Source organism: Kribbella sp. HUAS MG21 (genome assembly GCF_040254265.1).
Taxonomy (GTDB): Bacteria; Actinomycetota; Actinomycetes; order Propionibacteriales; family Kribbellaceae; genus Kribbella.
Genome location: NZ_CP158165.1, coordinates 7,878,170 through 7,902,226, shown reverse-complemented (window position 1 = coordinate 7,902,226; position 24,057 = coordinate 7,878,170). Strand labels below are relative to the sequence as shown.

The following is a 24,057-nucleotide window of genomic DNA, read 5'->3' as shown; positions in this document are numbered from 1 at the left end:
CACCGGCCGGTGGGGTTCAGCGGCTGGTGGGCTCGGCGGTGCGGTTGACGAGGCGTTCTATGGCGTCGTCCATGTGGTCCATCAGGAGGCGGTCGGTGCGTTCGGGGTCGCCGGTTCGGATGGCGTTGGCGAGGCGTTCGTGCTCCAGGGCGCGGGCGTCGGCGGCGAGGTACGTCTCCTCGAGGGCGTGGATGCACATGCGGGTCTCGACGATGGACGTCTGGTGCATCCGCGTCAGCCGCGGGCTGCCGGCCAGCCGGACGAGCAGTTCGTGGAACGCGATGTCGAGTTCGCCGATCGCCTTCGGATCGCCGTCGGCGTCGAGCATCTTGTTCGCGATCGCGAGCAGCGCCGTACCGGCCGCCTCGTAGTTGCCCTGCAGGATCTTGTGGGCCGCGGCGCGTTCGATGGCCTCGCGGGCGAGGTACATGTCGCGGATGTCGTCCGGCGTCATGTCGATGACGAACAGGCCGCGGTTGCGGATCGAGACCAGCAGGCCCTCCTGGGTCAGGCGCTGCATGCCCTCGCGCAACGGGCCGCGGCTGACCCCGAGCTTGCGCGCCAGGTCGGCCTCGCCGAGCTGCGTACCTGGCTTGATCTCCCCGTGGCCGATGGCCTTGCGCAGCTTGTCGGCGATGATGCTCGGCGTCGACTCCTGGGCCAGCGGCTCGATGTAACTGGTCACTCCGATTTCCCCCTTGTGCCGAACAACGTCCCCAGAGCCGGCAACGAGGGTACCGGCCCGACCAGCTCCAGCCCCTTCCAGACCGTCACCTGGTTCGCGGTCAGGATCGGCTTGCCGACCGCGTTCTCCAAATCGTCGACGATCTCCAGCGTGTGCATCGCGGTGTCCGGCACCAGGACGGCCTCGGCGTCCGGGTGGTCGGCGGCCCGCACCATCGCGACGATCTGCTCCGGCCGCAGCGTGCCGACCTCGGCCGCGGTGATGATCCCGTTGCTGCCCATCGAGACCACCTCGACGCCGCCCGCGGTCAGGAACCGGACGAAGTGCTGCGCGACGTCCTCCGGGTACGACGCCGCGACGGCGACCCGCTGGACGCCGAGCGCCCGGCACGCGTCGACGAACGCGATCGACGTCGACGACGCCGGTACGCCGAGCGCCTGCGCCACGCCCGCGGCCTGGATGTTCGCGCCTTCACGCCCGAACACGAAGCTGCCCGACGTACACGCCCACATCACCGCGTCCGGCCGGGCCGGCTTCAGCTCCGCGGCCCCCTCGGCGAGCCGCTCCGCCCGGCCGAGGTCGAGGAGCGCGTCCACCCGGTGCGCGTCCTCGCCCACCGAGGTGATGACCACCGGCAGTTTGACCGCACCACCGAGCCGCGCCTCGAGCGCCGGGTAGTCGTCCTCGGCGCTGTGTCCGGGGTACAGCAGCCCTACCGTGACCATCGGACCTCCTGGCTTGATGCGCACCGAATAGGTAGATTGTCGACAATGTTAACCCCACGGTGCGCCCCACCCCGGCTCCCCTGTGGACAACCCCATGCCTGACCCCAACCCCACCCCCGGAAGCCCCCCGGCCCCCGACCCCGGTCCCGACGGAGCCGCGCACGGCGGCGCACGGAGCGGTGGTGCGCCGGGCGGTGGTGCGGGCGGGGATGGGGCACCCGGAGCTCGGTATGACGTTCGGCGGGTGGCTCGGGTGCTGCGGCGAGAGCTGCGGGGGGTGGTGGCCGATGATCGGCGGACTCGGGCGTTGTATGCGGCGGACGGGTCCAACTATCGGGCGGTGCCGGAGCTGGTGGTTGTGCCGGCTGATGTGGAGGACCTCGCGGCGGCTGTGACGCTGGCTGCGGGGGCGGGTGCGCCGGTGGTGGTGCGTGGGGGTGGTACGTCGATGGCGGGCAACGCGATCGGGAGTGTCGCAGGCGGCGGTGTCGTGGTCGACACCTCCCGGTACGTGAACCAGATCCTCGACATCGACCCCACCACGCGGACCGCCGTCGTCGAGCCGGGCGTCGTACTGACCGACCTGCTCGCCGCCGCGAAACCGCACGGCCTCGCGTTCGGTGCCGACCCGTCGTCCGCGAGCCGCGCGACGCTCGGCGGCATGATCGCGAACAACGCCTGCGGTGCGCACTCGGTCGCCTGGGGTACGACGGCCGACAACCTGCGCGCGCTCGACGTGGTCCTGTCCGACGGCACCCGCCTGACCCTCGACGCGACAGCCGACCGTGCCGAGGCAGCCGCCCGCCCGGGACGCGAGGGCGAACTGCACCGAGCCCTGCAGGCCTTCACCGACCGAAACGAACTCCTGATCAGGCGAAGGTTCGGCCAGTTCACCCGCCAGATCTCCGGCTACGCGCTGCATCGCCTACTAGACGACTACAACGTCGCCGGCCTGCTCTCCGGCAGCGAAGGCACCCTGGCCGCGACGCTCCGGGCGACCGTCCGCCTCGTGGAGTTGCCCAAGGCAAAGGTCCTGTGCGTACTGGGCTTCAGCGACTCGATCACCTCGGCGGACTGCGTCCCGGTCGTACTGCGCCACGCCCCGCTGACCATGGAATCCATCAACCACGAACTCGTCGACCGCCTCCCGACCGAGGTCCGCGACGCTGCGGTCCACGCCGGCCTCCCCGCAGGCAAGGCCTGGCTGCTTGTCGAGCTGGGCGGCGAGGACGAACCGTCAGCCGCCGCAGCCGCCCGCGCGATGCTGGAAGAACTGCGCGACTCCGGCTCACCCGCGACCGCCTCACTGGTCACCGACCCGAAGGCGCAAGCCGTCCTCTGGCGCTGCCGTACGGACGCCGCCGGCTTGGCGACCCGCCGCGCGGACGGCGCCGAGGCGTGGGGCGGCTGGGAGGACGCCGCCGTACCACCCGAACGTCTCGGCGCGTACCTGCGCGGCCTGGACGTACTGCTCAACCAGCACGGCCTTTCCGGTGCGTCGTACGGCCACTTCGGCGAGGGCTGCATGCACATGCGGATCGACTTCGACCTGCTCAGTCCGCGCGGCCTGACCACGTACCGCGAGTTCGTCGAACAGGCCGCCGACCTGGTCGTCGAACTCGGCGGCTCGGTGTCGGGGGAGCACGGCGACGGCAGGGCGCGCGGCGAGTTGCTCGGAAAGATGTATGGCGCCGACGGGCTGGCGCTCTTCCGCGAGCTGAAACGAATCTGGGATCCCGCGGACGTCCTGAACCCGGGCATGATCGCCGAACCGCCGCCGCTCGACCTCGCGATCCGGCACGACGGACCGGCCAAGGACCGTGGGTTGTTGACAATCTTCGACTATCCGGGCGACGACCACGACTTCGCGCAGGCGCAGCGGCGGTGTGTGGGCATCGGGAAGTGCCGCCAGACGTCCGGCAGCGTGATGTGCCCGAGCTATCAGGTCACCCGCGAGGAACTGCACTCGACCCGCGGCCGCGCGCACCTGCTGTGGGAGATGCTCCAAGGCGACGTGGTCACGGACGGCTGGCGTTCGACCGAAGTACGCGACGGGCTGGACCTCTGCCTGTCCTGCAAGGGATGCCTCTCGGACTGTCCGGTGAACGTGGACATCGCGACGTACAAGGCCGAGTTCACCCACCACCACTACGCGCGGCGGCCGTGGGCGCGCCCGTTGTCGCACTGGTCGATGGGCTGGCTGCCGCTGTGGTCACGATTCGCCGCGCACGCACCCCGGCTGGCGAACCGCTTCGCCGGCTCCAGGCTGACGAAGCGCCTCGGAGGGATCGCCGCCGAGCGCGACGTACCGCCCTTCGCCACGGAGACCTTCACCCGCTGGTTCGAACGACGCAGTACGTCGGCCGCGGGCCAGCGCGTCGTACTGTGGCCGGATACCTTCACCAACTACCTGGCACCAGAGATCGGCCGCGCCGCGGTCGCCGTACTGGAGTCAGCGGGCTACGAGGTTGTGCTGCCTAGCAAACCAGTCTGCTGCGGACTCACGTGGATCTCGACCGGGCAGCTCACCAAGGCCCGCCGCGTCGTCAGCCGATCGCTCGACACCCTTGCCCCGCACCTCGACGCCGGTACGCCGATCATCGGTCTCGAGCCAAGCTGTACGGCGGCCTTCCGCCACGACGCGCCCGCGCTCCTGGCCGGCAACCCGCTCGCCGCGTCGGCCGCGACCCAGATCCGAACCTTCTCCGAACTCCTCGTCGATTCCGCCTGGCAACCGCCGCACGTCGGGGGAGAGGCGTTCGTGCAACCGCACTGCCATCAGCACGCCGTTCTCGGCTTCGACGCCGACCGCAAGCTGATGGCAGCGGCTGGCATCGAGGCGGGCCTGGCGCCTCCGGGCTGCTGCGGTCTGGCCGGCAACTTCGGCTTCGAACGCGACCACTACGACGTCTCCAAGGCGGTCGGTGAGCGCGTGCTGCTGCCCGCCGTACGGTCGTTGCCACAATCAACAACCGTGCTCGCCGACGGCTTCAGCTGTCGCACGCAGATCGCTCAAGGCACCCCGCGCCGCGCTCGCCATCTGGCCGAACTCCTGGCCGACGCGCTACCCCGCTAGCTTGTCCGCGGCCCGCCGGAGCCGAGCGACACCCTCGTGGATCCGGTCGGGCGTGGTCGATGCGAAGCACAACCGGAACGCGTCGGTGAAGCGACCGCCGGGGGAGAAGGCCGGACCGGGGATGAATGCGATACCTTCGGCCAGCGCGACCTCGAACAGTTCCTCGGTGTCGACGCCGTTCTGCAACGTGACCCAGAGGAAGAAGCCGCCTTCCGGATCGGTCCAGCGAGCGATGTCGGCGAAGTGCTCGGTCAGCGCGGCGTGCATGGCCTCCTTGCGCCGCTTGTACTCCGCTCGCTGCTTGACCAGATGCTCCTCGAGATGACCGCCGGTCAGGAAGCCGGCGAGCAAGCGCTGCGCGGGCAGGTTGGTGCAGGTGTCCATCGCCTGCTTCGCGTTGATCAGCACCTGCTGGAGTTCGGGATCCGCGTCCACCCAGCCGACGCGCAGCCCGGGCGCGACGATCTTGGAGAAGGTCCGCACGGAGAAGACCAGCGGATCGCCCGCGCCGAGTTCGCGCAGGGTCGGAAGCGGTTCGCCGGCGAAGCGCAGCAGACCGTACGGGTCGTCGTCGATCACCATCGAGCCCCAGGAGCGGGCGAGGTCGAGCAGCTGGTGCCGGCGTTCAAGGGAGAGCGTCGCGCCGGACGGGTTCTGGAACGTCGGAATCGTGTAGATCGCCTTCGGCCGCCGCCCGTCGAGCAGCCGCGGTAGATCGTCGACAATCATCCCGTCGTCGTCCACCGGTACTTCGAGCAGCTCGGCGCCGTACGAGAGCGCGGTCGCGCTGCCGTTCGTGTACGTCGGGGACTCGACGACGACGAGGTCGCCGGGATCGACGAAGATCTTGCAGAACAGGTCGAGGCCCTGCATGCCACCGGCGGTGACGGTGAGGCGCTCGGCGGTCGTCTCGTCGCTCGTCCCGCGCAGCATCTCCAGCAGCGCCGCGTGCAGCGGCGGGTCGCCCTCGGTGGCCGCATAGTCGTAGGCAGCGGGCCGACTCAGCTCCTCGGCCGCGATCGCGGACAGCACCTCCGACGGCACGGCCTCGGCCGCCGGTGATCCCATCGCGAAGCGGACGATGTCGTGCGTCTGCTTGTGCAGCAGCGACGTACTCGAGTCGATCACCGAGCCCACGAGTCCGGCGGCGCGCGCGGCGTACGGGAGTGCTGGCAAGGGACTACCTCCTGATCGTCAGTTCGTGGGACAGGCCGGTCAGCCGTTCCACTCCGTCGTCGGTGACCGCCACCGGCTCGGACAGCTCGTAGCCCCAGCCGTCCATCCACATCCCGAGGATGACGTGGAACGCCATGCCCGCGGTGAGCACGGTGGTCTCCTCGGCGCGCAGGCTGACGGTGCGTTCGCCCCAGTCCGGCGGGTACCCGATGCCGATCGAGTACCCGATCCGCGATTCCTTCACCAGCCCGTGCGCGGAGATGACCTCGTTGAACGCGGCGTGCACCGCTCCGCCGGTGACGCCCGGACGGATTGTCGACAATGTCGCCTGCATGCCGTCGGCAACGATCTTCGCAGTCTCCCGGAGCCGGCGCGGCGGGTCGCCGAGCATCACGGTGCGCGCCAGCGGGGCGTGGTACCGGCCGTGGACGCCGGCCAGCTCGATCGTTGTCGCCTCATTGTCGACAAACGGACGATCGCTCCAGGTGAGGTGAGGTGTGCCGGCCGCGTCGCCGGTCGGCAGCATCGGCACGATCGCCGGGTAGTCGCCGCCGTGCTCCGCAGTGCCGGTCGTCTGCGCCGCGAGGATCTCGGCGGCCACGTCGCACTGCCGCCGTCCGGGGCGCAGCCCGTCGAGCGCGACCCGCATGGCGTGCTCCGCGATCGTGCCGGCGATCCGCAGTTGGCCGAGCTCGTACGGCGACTTCACCAGCCGGACCCAGTTCACGAGCTCGGCCGAGTCGACCAGCCGGCGGCCCGGCAGACCGTTGCCGAGGGCAAGGTAGCTCCGGGCGGTGAAGTAGTGCGCGTCGCACTCGACCGCGACGTCCGCGCCGCCCGGGATCAGCTCGTGACAGCGCTGCGCGATCCAGTCGAACGGATGCAGGTCCGGCCGGTGCACGTACGACTCCGGGTAGCCGTGGATCTGGTCGGCCCGCAGGTCGCAGGTGTACGACGCCCCGGCGGCGTCCATCGCCCGCGCGAACAACTGCACGTCGCCGTCGGCCGGAACCAGCACGCACTGCGGGGTGTAGAACGACCAGGCGTCGTACCCGGTCAGGTAGAAGATGTTCGCGGGATCACTGACCACGAGCGCGCCGAGTCCGCGCTGCCTCAGTACGGCGCGAACTTTGGCCAGCCGGGCGTCGTATTCCTTCATCGGACGCTCAGCAATCGCTGGCCCGGGCCGATCCCGGTGTGCCCGGTGAGTTCGAGGACGGCCCACATCGTGACCTGGTTCGCGGTCAGCACCGGCTTGCCGAGCGCGGCCTCCAGGCCGGCGATCACGTCGTACGTCGGCAGGTTGGTGCAGCTGATGAAGATCGCCTCGGCGGCGGCGCTGTCGACGCTCCGGACCAGCTCGACCGTCGTCTCGTACGGGACGGCCCAGATCTGCGCGATCAGCCCGAGCCCAGCCGTCGCGACGACCTCGATCCCCGCTTCGGCGAGGAACGCGGTCAGCCCGGCGGTGAGGTCGTGCGTGTACGGCGTGACGGTCGCGATCCGGTGCACGCCGAGCCGCCGGAGCGCGAGCAGCAGCGCGCCGCTGGTGGTGACCGCCGCCGGCGCACCGGCGCCGACCATCGCGTCCACGAGGGCGAGCTCGCCGGCCAGGCCGCCGACGAAACTACCGAACGTGCAGGCGTACGCGACCGCCAGCGGGCCGACGGCGAGCACGTCGTACGTCGTCCGCGCGACGAGTTCCGGATCCGAGATGTGCACGGCCATCTCGACGGTCGCGGCCATCGGTGCGTACGGCGTCCGCGTGAGGTGCAGGGTGACCTCGTCGGGTGTCCAGCGCCAGAGCTCGCGGTCGAGCGCGAAGTCGTACGGCGCGACGACGCCGATGCCGGTCTGCAGCAGTGGTGGCACCGCCGCGGGCATCGGGTTGGTCAGGGGACGCGTGCTCATGCGAGTCAGTGTGCGGCTCTTGATGGATTGTTGACAATCCTACCAGCGAGTTCCTAGCCTCGAACCTGTGCCGGCCACCCCGAAGAGCTCCGCGGACAGACCAGTCGTCGCGGTGCTCTGTGAGCGGGCGACCGACCGTCCGCCGGGGCTCGACGGCCTGCCCGTCGACTTCCGGTATTGCGCCGCGGACGGGCTGCGGGCGGCGGTCGACGGTGCCCGGGCCCTGATGCTCTGGGACTTCTTCTCGACGGCTGTCCGGGACGTCTGGGACGACGCCGGGTCGCTCGAATGGATCCACGTCACCGCCGCGGGTGTCGACACGTTGCTGTTCGACGAACTGCGGGACTCCGCGGTCGTGGTCACCAACGCGCACGGGGTGTTCGACCGGCCGATCGCGGAGTACGTGCTCGGTGCCGTGATCGCGCACGCCAAGGACAGCCTGCGCAGCTACGACCTGCAGCGCGGCCGGCAATGGCAGCACCGCGAGACGCGCAGTGTGCTCGGGGCGCGGGCACTGGTCGTCGGGACCGGTGCGATCGGGAGGGAGACGGCCCGGCTGCTGCGTGCGGCCGGGTTGGAGGTCCGGGGTGCCGGCCGGGTCGCGCGAGGGGACGACCCGGACTTCGGCACGATCGTTGCCAGCAGCAATCTTGTCGCCGAGGTCGCGTGGGCGGATCATGTCGTACTCGCCGCGCCGTTGACCAGCGCCACCCGGGGACTCGTCGACGCGGCCGTGCTCGCCGCGATGCGGCCCGGTACGCACCTGGTCAACGTTGCTCGTGGTCCGATTGTCGACGAAACCGCACTGCTCGCCGCCCTCCACGACGGCAGGATCGCGGCGACTCTCGACGTGTTCGACACCGAACCGCTGCCGCCGGACCATCCGCTGTGGGACGCGCCCAACGTGACGGTCACCGCGCACATGTCCGGTGACGTGATCGGCTGGCGCGACACCCTCGCGGCCCAGTTCGCGACCAACGTCCACCGCTGGCTCGCCGGCGAACCGCTCCTGAACATTGTTGACAAGAAGCTTGGCTACATTCCGACAGGAGATCGATGAGGCAGGCATCCGAGTTGGTGGCGGGCTACCGGACCGGAGAGTTGTCCCCGGTCGAGGCGACCCAGGCCGCGCTCGACGCGATCGAGCGCTACGGCAAGCAGGTCAACGCCTTCGTGCTCGTCGACGCCGAGGGTGCGCTCGCCGCGGCCAAGGAGTCGGAGGCGCGCTGGCACGCGGGCACCCCGCTGGGACCCGGCGACGGTGTGCCGACGTCCGTCAAGGACGCATTGTGGACAAAAGGATGGCCGACAATCCGCGGCAGCACGATGATCGACCCGGCCGGACCGTGGGACGAGGACGCGCCGTCGGTCGCGCGGCTGCGTGAGACGGGCGCCGTCATCCTCGGGAAGACGACCACGCCGGAGTACTCCTGGAAGGGCGTCACGGACTCGTTCACGTACGGCGCGACCGGCAACCCGTGGGATCCGGCGAGAACCGCAGGCGGTTCGAGCGGCGGCTCGGCGACCGCGGTCGGACTCGGGATGGGCGTGTGGTCGCTCGGCACGGACGGCGGCGGATCGGTCCGGATCCCGGCGGCGTTCACCGGCACGGTCGCGTTGAAGCCGACGTACGGGCTGATCCCGCTCTACCCGCCGAGCGCGTTCGGGACGCTCTCGCACGCGGGGCCGATGACACGGACCGTGCGCGACGCGGCGGCGCTGCTCGACATCGTGACCGGGTTCGACTCCCGCGACTGGTCGGCGATGCCGACACCGAGCCACTCCTTCCTGGACGGCATCGACGACGGGATCGCGGGCCTGCGCGTCGGGTTCTCGGCGAACCTCGGGTACGTCCGCAACGATCCCGAGGTCGAGGCGCTGGTACGGACCGCGGCCGGCGTGCTCGCGGACCTCGGCGCCGAGGTGGAGGACGTCGATCCCGGGTTCGCGGACCCGGTCGACGCGTTCAACGTGCTGTGGTGGTCGGGCGCGGCGAAGGTGCTGTCGGCGTACACGGTCGACGATCGCGTCGACCCCGGGCTGCGGCGGGTCGCCGCGCTCGGATCGGCGTACACGGCCTCGGACTTCCTCGACGCGACCGCCGTACGGATGGACCTCGGGACGCTGATGGGCCGCTTCCACGAGCGGTACGACGTACTGGTGACGCCGACGCTGCCGATCACCGCGTTCCCGATCGGGCAGGACGTGCCGGACGGTTCGGCGTCGCCGGACTGGACCGACTGGACGCCGTACACGTATCCCTTCAACCTCACGCAGCAGCCGGCGCTGAGTGTGCCGTGCGGTTTCACCCGGGCCGGGCTGCCGGTGGGGCTGCAGGTGGTCGGGCCGAGGCATGCCGACGCGCTGACGTTGCGGGTCGGTCAGGCCTATCAGGCCGCGACCGAGTGGCACCTGCGTACCCCGACCCTGGAGGCCCAGTGAGCAAGTACATCACCGTCAGCCTGGACAAGCGCGGCGTGAGCTGCGTCGCGAAGCTCCTCGAGGACGTGGCGCCGCGGACCTGTGCGGCGGTGTGGGACGCGCTGCCGCTGTCGGCGCCGGTGTTCCACGGCAAGTACGCGCGGAACGAGATCTACACGCTGCTGCCCGCGTTCGCGCCCGATCCCGGCAAGGAGAACACCACGGTCACGCCGATCCCGGGCGATCTGTGCTGGTTCTCGTTCGACTCCGACGACCTCGGGAACCCGGCGTACGGGTACGAGAACACCACCGGCACCGGCACGACCGGGGCGATCGTCGACCTGGCGGTGTTCTACGGGCGCAACAACCTGCTGATCAACGGTGACCAGGGGTGGGTGCCGGGCAACGTGTTCGGTGCGGTGACGGAGAACCTGGAGGAGTTCGCCGCGGCCTGCCAGGACCTGTGGATGGGCGGCGCCCGCGGCGAGACCCTGTCGTTCAGCCGGTTGTGAGCGGCTGCTGCAGTTCCGTGACCCAGCCATCTGGATCGTCCGGGATGTCGAGGTAGAGCTCGCGGGCCGGCTCGGCGGCGCGCCGGCCGTTGTCGTCGAGCCAGCGGGCCAGCGCCTGCCAGGACGGAAGGACCTGGTCGATCGGCCCGCGGTGCACCAGCGTCGCCGCCTGCACGGCGGGCAGATCGATCACGTCCAGCCCGTTGAGGTTGCCTCCGGCATCGACTACGGCCGGTACCGTCGCGCGGACGACGACCTGGTCCTCGGACTCCTGCTCGTACAGGCAAGTCAGACGACCCGAGGGCCGGACGTCGGCCTCCGGCAACCGCCGGCCGAGCTCTGCGCAGAGCGGATGTACCACGGGCGTGATGTCGTCTGGCGTGAAACTCGGAGCGGCGGCGGTCAGGCCGACGAGCCGTACAGCGGGCAGCTCCTTGACGACGACATCCGCGGCCGGAACGTCGGACTCCAGGCCGCGCAGGCGTGACGCGACCTGGGCGAGCCGCGCGTGGCTCTCGGCCAGCGTGGTCTCCAGCTGCGCGCGGCGTAGCGTGAGCATCGCGCGGAGCTCGGCCGGGCCGAGGTCGTCCGCGATCATCGTGCGGACCTGGTCGAGGGAGAAGCCGAGGTCCTTGAGCGCGACGATCCGGTTCAGGTCGGCGAGCTGCGCCGCGGTGTAACTGCGGTAGCCGGTGGCGGGATCGACGTACGCCGGTCGCAGCAGGCCGATCGCGTCGTAGTGCCGCAGCATCCGAATCGACACCCGGCCGTGGCGGGCGAACTCACCGATCGCGAACATGACGGCAGTCAACCAGCCAGGAGCTCGGCGAACGTGATCGCGGTGTCGTCCTCATGCCACGGGCCGATCACCTGAGCGCCCACCGGCAACCCCGCCGGGGTGTGCCCGATCGGCATGCTGAGCGCGGGGTGCCCGGTCAGTGACGCGTGGGCGATCCAGAACACCTGCGCCTCGTACGGCTGCCCTGCGATGGTCGTGGCACCGTGCGGGAACGCGACCGTGAAGCTCGTCGGGCACAGGAAGACGTCGACGTCCTCGAAGTACCGCTGCCACTTCTGGCGTGCCGTCATCCGGCGCCGCTCGAGGTCGCGCAGTTCCGCGAGCGACAGTTCGCTGTCCGAGTCGACGTGCAGCGCGAAGAACAGCTCGACCTGACGGCCGAAGTCCTCCGCCTGCTCGTTCGGGTCGACGTCGACCGGCCAATTGTCAACAATCTTCGCGCCAGTTCTGGCGATGCGGTCGATGGTGGCCGACAACGCGTCGCCGACGTCGCCGGTGACCGGCGCCGCGGGGTGATCGGTGACGACGCCGACGCGGTAGTCCTGGAGGCGGGTGTGCCGGGGCGGCGGAAGTCGGTACGAGTACGGCGCGTCGGGGCCGGCGGTCGCCTGCAGTGCGGTCCGCAGATCGGCGGCGGAGCGGGCGAGTGGTCCGATTGTCGACAAGTTGGGCAGTTCGCTCGGGAGGTACGGCGTACCGGGGACGTCGAAGCCGCGCAGCGGGACGAGTCCGTTGGTGGGCCTGAGGCCGTAGACGCCGCAGTACGCCGCAGGCAGGCGGATCGAGCCGACCAGGTCGGAGCCGTACTCGAGATAAGTGAGGCCTGCGGCGAGCGCGGCCGCGCCGCCGCCGCTCGACCCGCCCGGTGTCCGGCTGAGGTCCGCCGGGTTGTTCGTGCGTCCGTAGATCTCGTTGGCGGTCTGGCCGAAGTCTGCGAGCATCGTGTGCACGTTGCTCTTGCCGACGATGACTGCTCCGGCACGCCGGAGCCGTTGCACGACCGTCGCGTCTCGGTCGGCGATGTTGCCGGCGAACGCGGGATTGCCCCAGGTGGTGTGCATCCCGGCCACGTCGAAGCAGTCCTTGACGGTCATCGGTACGCCGTGCAGCGGCCCGATCGGTGCGCCCTCGGTCACCATCGCGTCGGCGCGGTCGGCTGCGGCCAGCGCGTCGTCACCTACCTCGACGACCGCGTTGACCTCGGTGTCGTTCGCAATCCGCGCGAGCAGGTCCTCCGTCACCTCACGCGAGGTCACCTGACCTGTGCGGATCCGCTCCGCGATCTCTAGTGCTGTGTCCATGCGCCCGGTCTATGGCCTGACACAGTGTCAGGGTCAACGCTCGACTTCGGTCCCGTTGCGGAAGACCCGCCGGATGCGCCCGTCGAGTGATGTGCAGTCCAGGTCTGTGCCGTCCAGCAGGACCAGGTCGGCGCGTTTGCCCACCGCGAGCTCGCCGCGGTCGTCCGCGAGGCCGAGGAGGCGGGCGGCGTCGATCGTCGCGGCTCGGAGCGCTCCCGTGTCGCCCAGGCCTGCGGCTGACAGGTGATTGAGCTCCCACAACACTTCGGTGTGCGGGCGGACGGGGTTGTCGGTGCCCATCGCGATCTGGACGCCGGCGTCGATCGCGAGGCGCATCGACTCCCGGTGTGCCTCGGGTGCGCCGTGCGGTACCTGCTGGGGGTCGGACTGCGTGACGGACAACGTCGGGACGTACCAAGTGTTGTTCGCCGCCATGGCGTCGACGGCGGCCTCGTCGAGGTAGGTGCCGTGCTCGATGCTCGCCGCGCCCGCTCGCGCAGCCAGCTCGACCGCGCGGGCGCCGTGCGCGTGCACCATCACGCGCCGGCCGCCGCGCCTCGCCGCTTCGTCCACGAGCGCGGCGAGCTCGTCGAAGGTCAGCTCGACGTCCTCGAGCCCCTTGCCGATCGCGAGGGAGCCGGTGGCCGTGACCTTGATCCAGTCGGCACCCGCTCGCACCATCCGCCGTACGACGGCACGGGCCGCGTCGGGGCCGTCGAAGATCGGATCCGGCATCGAGGGATCGTCGAAGAAGTCGAGCGGTCCGGTGCGCGGCGCCCAGAGGTCGCCGATCGCGCCCGTCGTTCCGACCTGCCGCAAGCTGAGCAGCACCTGCGGCCCCTCGATCCAGCCCCGCTCCACCGCCATTCGCACGCCCGCGTCCGCACCCCACGCATCCCGCACGGTCGTGACGCCGAGCCTCAGCAGCGTCCGCAGTACAGGTACGGCGGACAAGGGCCGAACCGACCGCGGCAACCCGAACGGATCCAACCGCGTCTGCGCGATGCACACGTGCGTGTGACAGTCGATGAACCCCGGAACCAGCAGCCCACCCTCACACTCGACCGCCTCGTCCCCGTCCAGCCCGATCCCGACCCCGACGATCCGCTCGCCCTCCACCACGACGTCCGCCTGCGCGACCTCCCCGCCGAGCACATCCAGCACCATCCCACCCCGGAACACCACCCGCCTGGTCATTCGTGGACCGCCAGGAGGCGGAGGGCTGTGAGGGCGTAGGTGCGGGCTGCTGTGACGAGTTCTGCGACGGCGACGGACTCGTCGGCGCGGTGGGCCTGGGTTGTGACGGAGCCTGGGCCAAGGACCACGACCGGTACGCCGAGATCGCGGGCGACGTACCCGCCGTCGCAGGCCGCGGTCCAGCCGGCCAGCGGCATCGGCTCGCCGCCGGCGTCACGGCGCGCGGTCTCGGTGATCTGCACGAGCGGCGCGTCCTCGGCCGTTTCGAACGCGGGCATCTCCATCGGCATCGCGAGCTCGACGGTCAGGCCGCGATCCTCCAGGCGGAGGGCGGCCACCCGGCGGCCGAGGTCGGCGAGCACCTCCGCGGGAGACTCGCCGGGGAGGAGCCGGCGGTCGGCGACCAGCACGCAGTCGGCGGGGACGATCGAGCCGCCGGTGCCGCCGTTGATCTGACCGACGCTCCAGGTTGCCGGGCCGAGCAGCGGGTGGGGCGTGGCGGCGAGTTCCTGATGCAGGTGTTCGATCTCGGCGACCACTGCGGCGGCGCCGTAGATCGCGTTCGCGCCACCGTCCGGGTTGCCCGCGTGCGAGGCGCGCCCGTGGACCGACACCTGGAGATAGGAGTCCCCGCGCGCCGCGATGATCGTCTGCAGGTCGGTCGGCTCGGCGGTGATGCACCCGATATACCGACGGTCGTTCTCAGAGATGTAGGCGCGGATGCCTTTGCCGGTTTCTTCTTCGTCTATGAGGGCTGCGAGTTCGACCGGCCCGGCCAGTGGGATGTCGCGGAGGGCGGCCATCGCGACCAGAGCCGCGGCGAGGCCGCCCTTCATGTCGGAGGCACCGCGACCATAAAGACGGCCGTCGTGGAGCAATCCGCTGTACGGGTCGACCGTCCAGCCGTCGCCGACCGGGACCACGTCGGTGTGACCGAGCAGCAGCAGGCCAGGATTGTTGCCACCAGCAAGAGTTACAGCCACGTTCTCGCGGCCCAGCTCGACCGGAGAACGGCGCACGTCGAGGCCGAGCTCCTGCGCCGCCGCAGCAAGGACGGCCACCGTGGCGGCCTCCTCGCCGGGCGGATTCTGGCCGGGGGAGCGCAGCAGGTCCTGCGTGATCCGGACCAGCAGATCCTCGTCGATCCGATCCAGCACCTTCTGTTCAGCAGGCGACAGGCTCATGCCCACCCACCTTAGATGGCCTTACAGCCCCTCGCGGAAGCCTTCGCGCCAGGAGGCGTAATGGGGCTGCCAGTTGAAGGTCTTCTTGGCCAGGGTGTTGTCGACGCCGCGGATCTCGGTGAAGGCTGCTACGCCGACGTCGCCGACCGCGAGGCGGCCGAGCCAGGTGGGGATGTGCCGTGGGGGTTTCGCGCCGAGGATGCGGGCCAGCTCCGGTAGCCAGACCGACGCCTGCGCCGGCTCGTCGTCGGCGATCTGGTACACGCCCGTCACGTCGCTCTCGATTGCCTTCACGGTCGCGGCGGCCGCGTCGTCGTAGTGGATGAACGACCACACCCCGGTGCCGTCGCCGATGATCGGCAGCCGGCGCTTCTGGACCAGCTCCACCATCGAGCCGCCCTTGCCGAGCGCGGCGGTCGGCCCATAGAAGTTCGCGTACCGGAGCGCGACGCCCTCGATGCCGTCGGCGTTCAGCGCGGCCGATTCGACGTACTTGATGCCGGCCATCGTCTGCCGCTGCGCGGGCACCGGTGTCGGGTCGAGCGGGTCCGCCTCGGTCTTCGCGGCGGACCCGCCGTGCTGCATGTTCCAGCCGGCGTACGACTGGACGACGAACCGTCGTACGCCGGCAGCCTGTGACGCGGCGAGCAGGTTGTCGGTGCCTTCGGTCCGCAGCCGGTTCGTCAGCGCGAAGCTGTCGTCGAAGTGCTTGAAATCGATCCCGCCGCTGAGCGCCGTCATCTGGTGCACGACGACCTCGGGCCGGACCGACTCCACCGCGGCGCGTACGGCGGCGGCGTCCAGCCCGTCAGCGAGTACGACGTCCGCACCGAAGGCCCGCACCCCGGCCGCGCCGGACTGGGACCGGATCATCCCGGTCACCTCGTGCCCGGCCGCGACCAGCTGCGGTACCAGTGACCGGCCCAGTCCGCCGGTCGCACCTGCCACCAAGATCTTCATCGTCGTTCCTCCGTCGTCCGTGAGTACGACCCGGAGGACACGCGCTGCCTCAGTTCTGTGACATCGGCTCCGAAACAATTGTGAAATCGGTCGGCCCGAAGGACACGTTGAGGGCGACGTCGACGGTCAGGGTGTCGCCGGTGACCCGGCAGGTGAGCGTCGCGACGTACGGCGACTCCAGCCAGCGGAGCGTCGCCACGAACGCGTCGCCGTCGCCGTACGCGTTGGTCACCACCCGCTCGCCCACCTCGGGCGCCGCGTCGTCGACCGTGCCCGGAGCGGACGCCTCACGCCAGTCGCCCGCCGCGCAGACCAGGTCGTGCCGGCTGCCGTCCTCGAGGTCCCGGAAGCTGAACGTGCCGGTGCCGTCCGGGTCGATGCGTGCCGACACGAGCCCGAGCATGTTGTCCGCTGCGAACCGGTACGTCCGCCCGTCACCGCCCGCGGGCGCCGGACCGCTCGGCGGCGGGAGCTCGAGCCGCTCCGGCCGCGGCAGCACCGGCACCTCCTTGCCTTCCAGTGCCGGCAGCAGGTACTCCCACGCGGTGTTGAGGATCGCCTGCATGTCCTGCGTCGCACTGGTGACGATCAGCACGGCGTCGTACTCCGGGATCACCACGCAGAACTGCCCGAACGCGCCGTCGCCGCGGTACGTGTTGTGGCGGCCGCGCCAGAACTGGTAGCCGTACCCCTGCTTCCAGTCCGGGTTCTCCTCGTTGTCGTTGGGGACCTGCTTCGATGTCGCCGCCTCGTACCACTCGACGGGGACGAGCTGCCGGCCCTGCCACTCGCCGTGCTGCAGCAGCAGCTGCCCGAAGCACGCCAGCGTCTCGGTGTTGACGCTCAGCCCCCACCCGCCGACGGTGATGCCCTCCTTCGACACCTGCCAGGTCGCCTCGGTGGCGCCCAGCGGCTCGAACAGCCGCGGTCGCAGGTAGTCGAGCAGCCGCTCGCCGGTGAGCCGCTGCAGGATCGCGGACAGCATGTACGTCGCGCCGCTGTTATAGACGAACACGGTCCCCGGCTCGTGCTCCACGTCGAGCCCGAGGAAGATCTTCACCATCCGGCGGTCCCGGCTCAGCGCCTCGACCGTGTCCTTCGAATGGCCGGTCGTCATCGTCAGCAGATGCCGGACCTTCATCGCGGCCAGGTTGTCGCTGATCGTCTCCGGTAGCTCGTCGGCGCCGAAGAACGACACCACCGGGTCCTCGAGCGACAGCAGGCCCTCGTCGATCGCCAGCCCGATCGCCGTCGAGGTGAAGCTCTTCGACACCGAGAACAGCAGGTGCCGGTCCTCGAGCCGGTACGGCGCCCAGGCCTCCTCGAGCACCACCTGGCCGTGCCGCAGCACCATCAACGTCTGGATCTCGGGGGCGCCCGCGTCCAGCGCGGCGACGAACGAGCCGAGCGCCGCGGCGTCCAGGCCCTGGGATTCCGGCGTACTCCGTGGAAGTCTGCTCACGCACAGCACGCTATCTCCAGGAACGGACAAAATCAGGTGAGTTCTGCCAGGCGGGCAGCCGTGATCGTGAATCCGGTGAAGGTCGAGGGCGACGAGTTCCGCCGGATCGTCGAGGTCGCGCTGTCCGAGCGCGGGTTCGGGGAGCCGTTGTGGCTGGAGACGACCGAGGACGACGCCGGCGTCACGATGGCCCGGCGAGCCGTCGAGGAGCAGGTCGACCTGGTACTCGTGGCGGGCGGCGACGGCACCGTCCGGGTGGTATGCGCCGAGCTGGCGCGGACCGCGGTTCCGGTCGCTGTCCTGCCCGGCGGCACCGGCAACCTGCTGGCCCGCAACCTCGGGATCTCCCTCGAGCTGGAGGTCGCGCTGACCGAGCTGCTGGACGGCTCGCAGCAGCGGATCGACAGCGTCCTGGTGAAGGGCGACCAGCTGCCCGAGGACCGGTTCGTGGTGATGGCGGGCCTCGGGCTGGACGCCGCGATCATCGAGGACGCGCCCGACGACCTGAAAAAGCGCGTCGGCTGGGCGGCGTACGTCGTGTCGACGCTGAAGAACCTGAACCACCCGTTCGTCCGGGTCGAGATCACGGTCGACGACCAGCCGCCGGTGCGCCGCCGCGCGCGGACCGTGGTGATCGGCAACGTCGGCACCCTGCAGGCGAACATCCCGCTGCTCCCGGACGCCACCCCGGACGACGGCACGATCGACGCGGTGGTGCTCGCGCCCCGCCGGATCACGCACTGGCCGCGGCTCGCGCTCGGACTCGTGATCCGCTCCTGGCGCGAGCGGCACGTCGAGCGGTTCACCGGTCAGCGCATCCAGATCCGCGCCGACCGTCCGGTACGACGTCAGCTCGACGGCGACGCCATCACGTCGGGCGCCAACCTGGTCGCGGAGGTCGACCCCTCCGCGCTGGTCGTCCGCGTGCCGTGAAGCGGACGACCGGCGCGGAGTAGCCCGGTCAGTTCTGGACGAGTACGGCGACAGTCCGCGGCGGCACGGTCGCCGTACCGGAGGCTACGGACCACGTCGTCTGCTTGACGACCGGATCCGAACCAGCTGCCTGGACAGGGGACAGGGACAGGTTGGCCCCGGCCAGCCCCGGGACCTGTTGCGTCACGGGTGAGCTGGTCGAGTTGAAGACCACCACGACGCCCTTCAGCGCCGGGTCGACGTCCGGGCCGACCGTGTCGTCGATGCGCATGGTGATGACGCCGGGCGTCGTACCGCTGAGGGGGAAGCTCAGCTTCTGGTTGATCAGTGCTGCCGAGCCCAGCCGGAAGAGCGGCGTGGAGAACCGCAGCTTCAGTAGGTCCGCTGCAGCCGCGGAGGCTGTCGCCACCTCGGTTGCGGACGGCTTCAGCGCCGGGTCGGCGAGCAGTGGCTTCATGTAGGGCCACTTGGCCTCGTTGTCGGGCTTAGGCGGCAGACCGTGGCCGAAGCCGTTGTCGGCGCCCGTCCAGTCCAGGGTGTTGAACCAGTCGCCGGAGTCGTACGAGTTGCGGTCCAGCGACTTGCTGCGCAGCATGTCCGCGCCCGCGTGCCAGAACGCCGGTGTCTGCGACAGGGCGGCCGTGGCCAGCGACAACGTGTTCATCCGGACCCGGTCCGCCATCGGCAGGCTGGGCGGCAGCTTGTACGTCAGCGCGTCCCACAGCGTCTCGTTGTCGTGGGCATCGACGTACGTGACCACCTCGTCCGGCTGGTCCGCGTACCCGGCCGGAGAGCCGTTGTAGTCGACCTGGTCGCCGCGCACCACCTGTCCGGAAGATGCGGACTTGAAGCTGAACGACCGGAGGTTGCCGGCCAGGCCGAGCTGGACGAGGTCGGTGTCGTGTGCGAGCCGCTTCGCGCGCTCTGCCGCCGTACCGTTCACCGGGTCGCCGTTCGGGTCGCTCGCCGCACCGGAGCCGAAGCCCTGCAGCCGCGGGTTCTCGTCGAACGGTCCGCCGCCCCGCACCGCGTCCCGCAGCCGGTCCGAGAACGTGCCGATGCCGGTCCCGCCGAGGTTGCCCTGGCGCGCCTGCTCGAACAGGGCGTCGTCCGCCACCTCACCGAAGTTCCAGCCCTCGCCGTACACGTAGATCGACTTGCCGTCCACACCGTCCTTGGCCAGGGTCAGCTGGTCCAGAGCGGCCCGGACCTTCAGCATGTTCGCCTTGGAGTGGTGGCCCATCAGGTCGAACCGGAAGCCGTCCACGCGGTAGTTGCGCGCCCAGCTCACGGTGCCGTCGACCATGATCTTCTCGGCCATCGCGTGCTCGGTGGCGATGTTGCTGCAGCAGGTGGAGGTCTCGACCTTCCCGGTGGCGTTCAGCCGCTGGTAGTACCCCGGCACGATCCGGTCCAGCACCGACGTGGGCGCCTGCCCGGCGGCCGGCGTGTGGTTGAAGACCTGGTCGAGGACCACGCGCAGCCCGGACTTGTGCAGCCCGCCGACCATCGTGCGGAACTCCGCGACCCGCGCCAAGCCCTCCTTCTGCGTCGCGTACGACCCCTCCGGCGCCAGCCAGTGGAACGGGTCGTAGCCCCAGTTGAAACCGTCCTTCGCAGCCACTGCTGTCACGCAGGCCTGCTGCTGGTCGGAGTCGGCCGGCAGCGCCTTCAGGTCACACGCAGGCGTTTGCTGACCGGTCTCCGGGATCGACGCGATGTCGAAGGTAGGTAGTAAGTGCACTGTGTTGAGGCCTGCGGCCTTCAGCTTGCGTAGATGCTTGGTGCCGTTGCCCTCGTCGGCGAAGGCCAGGTAGGTACCGCGGTGCGCGGCCGGGACCGTGCTGTCGTTGATCGAGAAGTCCCGGACGTGCAGCTCGTAGATGGTCGAGTCGAGACCACGCGCGAGCTTCGGGGACGGTGTGTTCGACCAGAGGGCCGGCTTCCCGGCCGGGTCGTTCAGGTCGACCGCAACGGAGTACGCCGAGTCGGTCGTCAACGCCACGGAGTACGGGTCCGTGACGAGGTTGGACTCGACCTTGCCCGTGCTGGGTGCGTAGACCGTGACTTCGAACCGGTACGACGCCCCCTTCCACGAGCGCGGACCGCTGATGGCCCAGGACCCGTCGGACTGACGCTGCATCGGTAGTGCCGCCGAACCGACCAGGAGCTTCACGGACTGGGCGGTGGGGGCCCAGAGCGTGAAGGTCGGTTTGCCGGCCTGCCAGGTGACGCCGTACGCGCGGTTGGTCGCGCTTGCGTAGATGTCGTCGAGCACGCCGGGGACCTGGACGCCTGTCGCATCCAGGAGCCGGCCTGCGTCGTCGTACTGCGCCAGACCGAGCTGCCCGGTGAGGATCTTGCGTACGTCGCCATGGTCGAGCCGGAGCGTGGTGTAGCCGGGCTTCACCTCAGCAGGGTCGTAGCGCAGTGCTGCCGACGAGCCGCCGATGTCGTTGACGTCCACCTTCAGCGAACCGGTGTCGGACCAGTGCAGCCGCCAGCGGTACCGCTCCGGGTGGGCGACGGCCGGTACGGCGAGAGTGTCGCGGTCGAGCCAGTACGCCTTCGCCTGGCTGAGGTCCGGCTGCGCACCGGGCTTGGCGGTCGTCACCGTGAGCTGGTGGGTCGCGAGCACGTACGAGAACGTGACGACCAGCCCGTCAGCGGGAACCGTGACCGGCACGTTGTTCGCCGGGTAGCTCTCGTCCCAGGACAGGTTGTGCGCGACCTTCGCCTCATAGCTGCCCGCCTTCAACTCGCTGGTGGACCAGGTGAACGTGCCGTCACCGTCCTCGTCGGTCAACCAGGGTCGCATGCAGGCGGGATCCCAGTCGGTCGGACAGCCCAGTTCGGACTGGAACGACCCAGGCACGGTGATGAGCGGGCCCTGCGCGCTGGACGTGACGAAGTGCCGGCCGTGCTCGTAGTAGAAGGACACTGGGCCGGTAGGTGCCGTGTAGGAGATGTTGGCGCCGTTCTGCACACCGCCTGCGCCGTAGTTCTCGTCCCAGGTCTTGTTGATCGCCGCTTTGTACGCGTGCTCACCGGCCGGGATCGTGTACGTGCCCTTCCACACCTTGTCCTTCGGGTCCAGGCTCAGCTGGGCCTGGGTGCAGTCCGGCGACCAGTCCGCCGGGCAGCCCATCTCGCTGTTGTGGTCACCCGGCACGGACACGTTGGCCGGCTGTACGACCGGACCTGTGCCACCACCTCCGCCACCCGCCGCGGGGGCGTCGCCGATGACGCCGTACGAGCCGGACACCGAGTAGTTGCCGGCGATGTCCCGCAGCACGGCGCGGTACTCGAGCAGCGTGCCCTTGGGCAGCGCGCTGACGTCCTGGAAGACGCGGTACGGCGCGTTGTCGTCGGCGCCGAGCCGCTTCCAGTCCGTAGTACCCACAGGGCGGTAGCCGAACGTCACGGTGACCGGGGTGTTCGCCGGAACCGCGGCAGCGATCTCAGCACGCCCGCCGACCGTGCCACCGAGTTCCGGCGAGCTCATGTAGACGCTAGGCGCCTTGTTAGGCGCGGGGACCTTGGACTGCGCCTGGTACACCGTCACGGACAGAGGCGCCTGGCTGACGACCACCCTGCCCTCGCGGTCGGTCTTGACCAGCTTGGAGCCGCCGTAGACCGGCTTGAGCCAGGTGTTCGGCACGTACGTCGGAACCGTGGCGGAGGCACCTGTCTTCGAGTTGTTCGCCACGACCAGGTACTCGACGTTGTCGCTGCCCAGCCGGCTGAACGCGTACAGGCCGTTGCTGTTGGACGTGTAGCGATGTACCTGCCGTCCGTCCGCCAGGGCCGGGTACTTCGCGCGCAGCTTCGCCAGCGCGGCGATGTGCTGGTACATCGGCGAGCCGGCGTCGTACCTGTCCTTGCTGCCGATCGTCGTCGTACCTGTGCCGTCGACCACCTCGTCGTCGATGTAGTCGGCGGTCTTGGTTGCGAACATGTCCTGCCGTGCGTCCTTGTCACCGCCCGGACCTGTGAAGCCCTGCTCGTCGCCGTAGTAGACGACGGGCTGGCCGCGGGTCAGGTACATCAGCGAGTGCGCCAGCTTGTCCCGGGCGAGCAGCTCCTGACCAGCCGCGCCGCCCTGCTTCAGGAACGTGCCGACGCGGCCCATGTCGTGGTTGCCGAGGAAGGTGGGCAGCGCGTACGCGTTGGAGTCCGTGTCGGTGTAGTAGTCGTCGTCCGCGTAGAAGTCCTGCAGTTTGGTGCCCGGGTCGCCCTTCGCGTACGCGACCGCGTTCTGCTGGAACCCGAAGTCCAGCGTGGCCTGCAGCGCGCCCTGCGTCGTGTACGTCGACATGAACCGCGGGTTCGCGTCGAAGACCTCGCCGAACATGAAGAAGTCCTCCGAGCCGGCGTTCCGCGCCGCGGCCAGCACCGCGGGGGAGAACTTCTGCCAGAACTCGAGGTTCACGTGCTTCACGGTGTCGATCCGGAACCCGTCGATGCCGAGCTCGGCCCACGTCTTGTAGACGTCGATCATCCCGTCGCGGACCTTCGGCTGCTCGGTGAACAGGTCGTCCAGCCCGACGAAGTCGCCGTACTCCGCGCTCTCGCCGGCGAAGGTCGAGTCGCCGCGGTTGTGGTACAGCGTCGGGTCGTTCAGCCAGGCCGGGACCTTGACGGTCTTGTCGGCCTCGGTCCGGAACACCGGGACGTTCGGGAAGCTGGTGTTCGGGTCCAGCGCCGGGAAGGTGTCGCCGCCGGCGTACTGCTTGTCGTCGAAGACGTTGCCCTGCGCATCCTTGTACGGCGCGGTGGACTTCGGGATGTACCCGTAGTCGCCGGACTGGTACGCGATCACGTCCGCGGTGTGGTTGGTGATGATGTCGAAGAAGACCTTCATGCCCTTGCCGTGCGCGAGGTCGATCAGCCGCTTCATGTCCGCGTTCGTGCCCAGGTGCGGGTCGATCTGGGTGAAGTCGGTGATCCAATAGCCGTGGTACCCCGCGCTGACGTCGGCGCCGGCGCCCTGCACCGGGCGGTTCTTGAACGACGGCGTCAGCCAGATCGCCGTCGTCCCCAGCGACTTGATGTAGTCGAGCTTCTGGATCACCCCGGCCAGGTCGCCGCCGTGGTAGAAGCCCTTGTCCGCCGGGTCCAGCCCGGTCTGCAGCCGGTCACCGGTGAGGCCGCCGGTGTCGTTGGACTTGTCCCCGTTCGCGAACCGGTCCGCCATCAGGAAGTAGAACCGCTCCTTGGTGAGGTCCGGACGCAGGCTGGGCGTCGCGAGCGCCTTGTCGGCCGCGGTCACGGTCGGCCCGGCGAGCACCGTCGGCTTCACGGTGACGACGTGCGTGGTGTCGTCGTAGCTGAACTGCAGCTTGGCCGGGCCCTCGATCCGCAGCGGGATGTTCGGCCCGTTCAGTACGCCGCCCGCGCCGTAGTTCTCGTCCCAGCTCTTGTTGACCGTGACCTTGTACTCGTACGACCCGGCCGGTACGTCGAACACCTTCGTGTACGGCGCACTCGCACCTAGGCTGCTCGCCTCACAGCCCGGGTCCCAGTCGCTCGCGCATCCCAGCTCGCTCTGCAGCGACCCGGCGAGCGTGATCACCCGCTCGGCCGCAACCTGTGACTGGGCTGGTGCCGCCGTCCCGAGTCCTAGTACGACTACCGCTGCCGCGGTGAATCCTGCTGTCCAACGCCTGAACGCGCGCATCGCGTGCCCCTCCCCGCCGACTCATCTGCCGGGGA

The 24,057-nt window shown here is 69.8% G+C and carries 17 protein-coding genes; 5 read left to right on the top strand and 12 right to left on the bottom strand.

Features of this window, described 5'->3' with window-relative positions; genetic code table 11:
- Positions 1-16 precede the first annotated feature (16 nt).
- On the bottom strand, positions 17-685 hold the full coding sequence (locus ABN611_RS38060) for a GntR family transcriptional regulator (RefSeq protein WP_350277157.1): 669 nt from the start codon (positions 683-685) through the stop codon (positions 17-19).
- Positions 682-1,410 (bottom strand): maleate cis-trans isomerase, encoded by a 729-nt coding sequence (locus tag ABN611_RS38055; RefSeq protein WP_350277156.1) that lies wholly within the window; start codon positions 1,408-1,410, stop codon positions 682-684. Before ABN611_RS38055 ends, ABN611_RS38060 begins: the two co-directional genes overlap by 4 nt.
- 340 nt (positions 1,411-1,750) lie before the next feature.
- On the opposite strand from ABN611_RS38055, the gene ABN611_RS38050 reads away from it, so the two are divergent.
- Positions 1,751-4,486: an FAD-linked oxidase C-terminal domain-containing protein gene (locus ABN611_RS38050; protein ID WP_350277155.1), complete on the top strand. Its 2,736-nt coding sequence runs from the start codon at positions 1,751-1,753 to the stop codon at positions 4,484-4,486.
- Here ABN611_RS38050 and ABN611_RS38045 read toward each other — a convergent pair.
- Genes ABN611_RS38045 through ABN611_RS38035 form a run of 3 tightly spaced genes read right to left on the bottom strand, consistent with a single transcriptional unit; the run spans position 4,475 to position 7,573 of the window.
- A complete protein-coding gene (locus ABN611_RS38045) occupies positions 4,475-5,662 on the bottom strand; it encodes a PLP-dependent aminotransferase family protein (protein WP_350277154.1) in 1,188 nt (395 codons plus the stop codon). The genes ABN611_RS38050 and ABN611_RS38045 overlap by 12 nt on opposite strands.
- 4 nt (positions 5,663-5,666) lie before the next feature.
- Positions 5,667-6,821 (bottom strand): M24 family metallopeptidase, encoded by a 1,155-nt coding sequence (locus tag ABN611_RS38040; protein ID WP_350277153.1) that lies wholly within the window; start codon positions 6,819-6,821, stop codon positions 5,667-5,669.
- Positions 6,818-7,573 (bottom strand): Asp/Glu racemase, encoded by a 756-nt coding sequence (locus ABN611_RS38035; protein WP_350277152.1) that lies wholly within the window; start codon positions 7,571-7,573, stop codon positions 6,818-6,820. The genes ABN611_RS38040 and ABN611_RS38035 overlap by 4 nt, the downstream gene beginning before the upstream one ends.
- Before the next feature lie 67 nt (positions 7,574-7,640).
- On the opposite strand from ABN611_RS38035, the gene ABN611_RS38030 reads away from it, so the two are divergent.
- Genes ABN611_RS38030 through ABN611_RS38020 form a run of 3 tightly spaced genes read left to right on the top strand, consistent with a single transcriptional unit; the run spans position 7,641 to position 10,506 of the window.
- Complete coding sequence (locus ABN611_RS38030; protein WP_350277151.1) at positions 7,641-8,633, top strand: D-2-hydroxyacid dehydrogenase; 993 nt, start codon at positions 7,641-7,643, stop codon at positions 8,631-8,633.
- Complete coding sequence (locus tag ABN611_RS38025; protein ID WP_350277150.1) at positions 8,630-10,015, top strand: amidase; 1,386 nt, start codon at positions 8,630-8,632, stop codon at positions 10,013-10,015. Before ABN611_RS38030 ends, ABN611_RS38025 begins: the two co-directional genes overlap by 4 nt.
- Positions 10,012-10,506: a DUF3830 family protein gene (locus ABN611_RS38020; RefSeq protein ID WP_350277149.1), complete on the top strand. Its 495-nt coding sequence runs from the start codon at positions 10,012-10,014 to the stop codon at positions 10,504-10,506. Before ABN611_RS38025 ends, ABN611_RS38020 begins: the two co-directional genes overlap by 4 nt.
- On the opposite strand, the gene ABN611_RS38015 is transcribed toward ABN611_RS38020, so the two are convergent.
- The 6 genes from ABN611_RS38015 to ABN611_RS37990 are packed head-to-tail and all read right to left on the bottom strand — an operon-like array spanning position 10,493 to position 17,409.
- The gene (locus tag ABN611_RS38015) at positions 10,493-11,305 is read right to left on the bottom strand and encodes a MerR family transcriptional regulator (protein ID WP_350277148.1); all 813 of its coding nucleotides are present in this window, start codon (positions 11,303-11,305) and stop codon (positions 10,493-10,495) included. The genes ABN611_RS38020 and ABN611_RS38015 overlap by 14 nt on opposite strands.
- Before the next feature lie 8 nt (positions 11,306-11,313).
- Positions 11,314-12,606 carry an amidase family protein gene (locus ABN611_RS38010; RefSeq protein WP_350277147.1) on the bottom strand — a complete coding sequence of 431 codons (1,293 nt, stop codon included), beginning with the start codon at positions 12,604-12,606 and terminating at the stop codon, positions 11,314-11,316.
- Between the two features lie 33 nt (positions 12,607-12,639).
- Positions 12,640-13,803: an amidohydrolase family protein gene (locus ABN611_RS38005; RefSeq protein ID WP_350277146.1), complete on the bottom strand. Its 1,164-nt coding sequence runs from the start codon at positions 13,801-13,803 to the stop codon at positions 12,640-12,642.
- Entirely contained in the window at positions 13,800-14,987 is a 1,188-nt protein-coding gene (locus ABN611_RS38000) for a M20 family metallopeptidase (protein ID WP_350277145.1), read from the bottom strand. Before ABN611_RS38000 ends, ABN611_RS38005 begins: the two co-directional genes overlap by 4 nt.
- Before the next feature lie 21 nt (positions 14,988-15,008).
- On the bottom strand, positions 15,009-15,947 hold the full coding sequence (locus tag ABN611_RS37995) for an NAD(P)-dependent oxidoreductase (protein ID WP_350277144.1): 939 nt from the start codon (positions 15,945-15,947) through the stop codon (positions 15,009-15,011).
- Positions 15,948-15,996: 49 nt separating this feature from the next.
- A complete protein-coding gene (locus ABN611_RS37990) occupies positions 15,997-17,409 on the bottom strand; it encodes a serine hydrolase (protein ID WP_350277143.1) in 1,413 nt (470 codons plus the stop codon).
- Between the two features lie 36 nt (positions 17,410-17,445).
- On the opposite strand from ABN611_RS37990, the gene ABN611_RS37985 reads away from it, so the two are divergent.
- Positions 17,446-18,342: a diacylglycerol kinase family protein gene (locus ABN611_RS37985; RefSeq protein WP_350277142.1), complete on the top strand. Its 897-nt coding sequence runs from the start codon at positions 17,446-17,448 to the stop codon at positions 18,340-18,342.
- A 28-nt stretch (positions 18,343-18,370) separates the two neighbouring features.
- On the opposite strand, the gene pulA is transcribed toward ABN611_RS37985, so the two are convergent.
- Positions 18,371-24,022 (bottom strand): pullulanase-type alpha-1,6-glucosidase, encoded by a 5,652-nt coding sequence (gene pulA / locus ABN611_RS37980; protein WP_350277141.1) that lies wholly within the window; start codon positions 24,020-24,022, stop codon positions 18,371-18,373.
- Positions 24,023-24,057 lie beyond the last annotated feature (35 nt).